Source organism: Mesorhizobium sp. M7A.F.Ca.US.005.03.2.1, assembly GCF_003997795.1.
Taxonomy (GTDB): Bacteria; Pseudomonadota; Alphaproteobacteria; order Rhizobiales; family Rhizobiaceae; genus Mesorhizobium; species Mesorhizobium ciceri.
The window spans coordinates 1-1,853 of record NZ_RZRP01001062.1; the positions used below are offsets into that span (position 1 = coordinate 1).

At 59.5% G+C, this 1,853-nt stretch carries 1 protein-coding gene and 1 pseudogene; one reads left to right on the top strand and one right to left on the bottom strand.

The annotated features are described in order from the left end of the window. Positions 1 to 349: pseudogene (locus EN991_RS34575) on the top strand (lipid-A-disaccharide synthase); the annotation flags it as partial. A gap of 62 nt (positions 350 to 411) precedes the next feature. Here EN991_RS34575 and gltA read toward each other — a convergent pair. After that, a complete protein-coding gene (gene gltA / locus EN991_RS34580; protein ID WP_013531749.1) occupies positions 412 to 1,737 on the bottom strand; it encodes a citrate synthase in 1,326 nt (441 codons plus the stop codon). Between the last annotated feature and the right edge of the window lie 116 nt (positions 1,738 to 1,853).

Sequence of the window (1,853 nt, forward strand, 5' to 3'; positions counted from 1 at the left end):
GTCCGGGACGGTATCGCTGGAACTGGCGCTGGCCGGCGTGCCGATGATTTCCTGCTACAGGCTCGACCCGGTCGCGCGCATCTTGGCGCCGTACCTCGTTTCCGTCTGGTCGGCGCTGCTGCCCAATCTGATATCGGATCGAGCGCTTATTCCCGAATTCTACGACGGCTATATCAAGCCGAACAACCTTGCCCGGCAATTGGAAGCACTGTTCGCCGACAGCGGCATGCGTGCCTGGCAGAAGGATGGATTTGCAGAGATCAGGCGGCGCATGGCTACCGGTAGACCGTCCGGCGAGATCGCCGCGCAGGTGGTGATGCGGTATGTCAAGAGAGTGAGTAGTCAGTAATCAGTAGAAATGGTCGACTTCACTACTCACTACTCACTACTCACTACTCACTATTTCCTAATTCACCGCTTGGCGATCGGCACGTAATCCCGCTCCGGTGCACCGGTATAGAGCTGGCGCGGGCGGCCGATCTTCTGGCGCGGATCCTCGATCATCTCTTTCCACTGGGCGATCCAGCCGACGGTGCGGGCGACCGCGAACAGCACGGTGAACATGGTGGTGGGGAAGCCCAGCGCCTTCAGCGTAATGCCGGAATAGAAGTCGACATTCGGGTAGAGCTTCTTCTCGATGAAATAGGAATCGGTCAGCGCGATCTTTTCCAGCTCCATGGCGATGTCGAGCAGCGGATCGTCCTTGATGCCGAGCTCGCCCAGAACCTCATGTGCCGTCTTCTGCATGATCTTGGCGCGCGGATCGTAGTTCTTGTAGACGCGGTGGCCGAAGCCCATCAAGCGGAACGGGTCGTCCTTGTCTTTGGCGCGGGCGATGAATTCGGGGATGTGATCGACATGGCCGATCTCGCCAAGCATGTTGAGCGCCGCTTCATTGGCGCCGCCATGCGCGGGTCCCCACAGGCAGGCTATGCCGGCGGCGATGCACGCAAACGGGTTGGCGCCCGACGAGCCGGCGAGGCGAACGGTCGAGGTCGAGGCATTTTGCTCGTGGTCGGCGTGCAGGATGAAGATGCGTTCCATGGCGCGCGCCAGCACCGGATTGATCTTGTATTCCTCGCAAGGCACGGCAAAGCACATATGCAGGAAGTTGGCGGCAAAGTTCAGCTCGTTCTTCGGGTAAATGAAGGGCTGGCCGATGTGGTATTTGTAGGCCATCGCCGCGATCGTCGGCATCTTGGCGATCAGCCGCATGGAGGCAACCATGCGCTGGTAGGGGTCGGAAATGTCGGTGGAGTCGTGATAGAAGGCCGACAGCGCGCCGACCACGCCGCACATCACCGCCATCGGATGCGCGTCGCGGCGGAAGCCGGTGAAAAAGCGCGACATCTGCTCATGCACCATGGTGTGGCGCGTCACGCGGTAATCGAAATCGTCCTTCTGCGCCTTGGTCGGCAATTCACCGTAGAGCAGGAGATAGCAGACCTCGAGGAAGTCGCCATGTTCGGCCAACTGGTCGATCGGATAGCCGCGGTGCAACAGGATGCCGGCGTCGCCGTCGATGAAGGTGATTTCGGACTCGCAGCTTGCCGTCGAGGTGAAGCCGGGATCGTAGGTGAAAGCGCCGGTGGTTGAGTAGAGCGAGGCGATGTCGATCACATCAGGCCCGACCGAACCGCTTCGCACCTTGAATTCATGGGTCTTGCCGGCGAATTCAAGCGTTGCGGTGGCCTCTTGGGTCTTGCCCAAATCCAGTTTTTTCGCAGCTTCGGTCATTGCAAACTCCTTCTTGTTTCCTCATGCCGGCAAAGGCAAATTTCGCAGAGCGACACGTCGAAAATCACCGCAATGCGCGTATTCGCCACCGCATTTCAGGAGGTGCGTGCCAGATT

Excerpts from the sequence above, each read along its gene's own strand:
- gltA (WP_013531749.1), bottom strand. The coding sequence starts at position 1,737 with ATGACCGAAGCTGCGAAAAAACTGGATTTGGGCAAGACCCAAGAGGCC.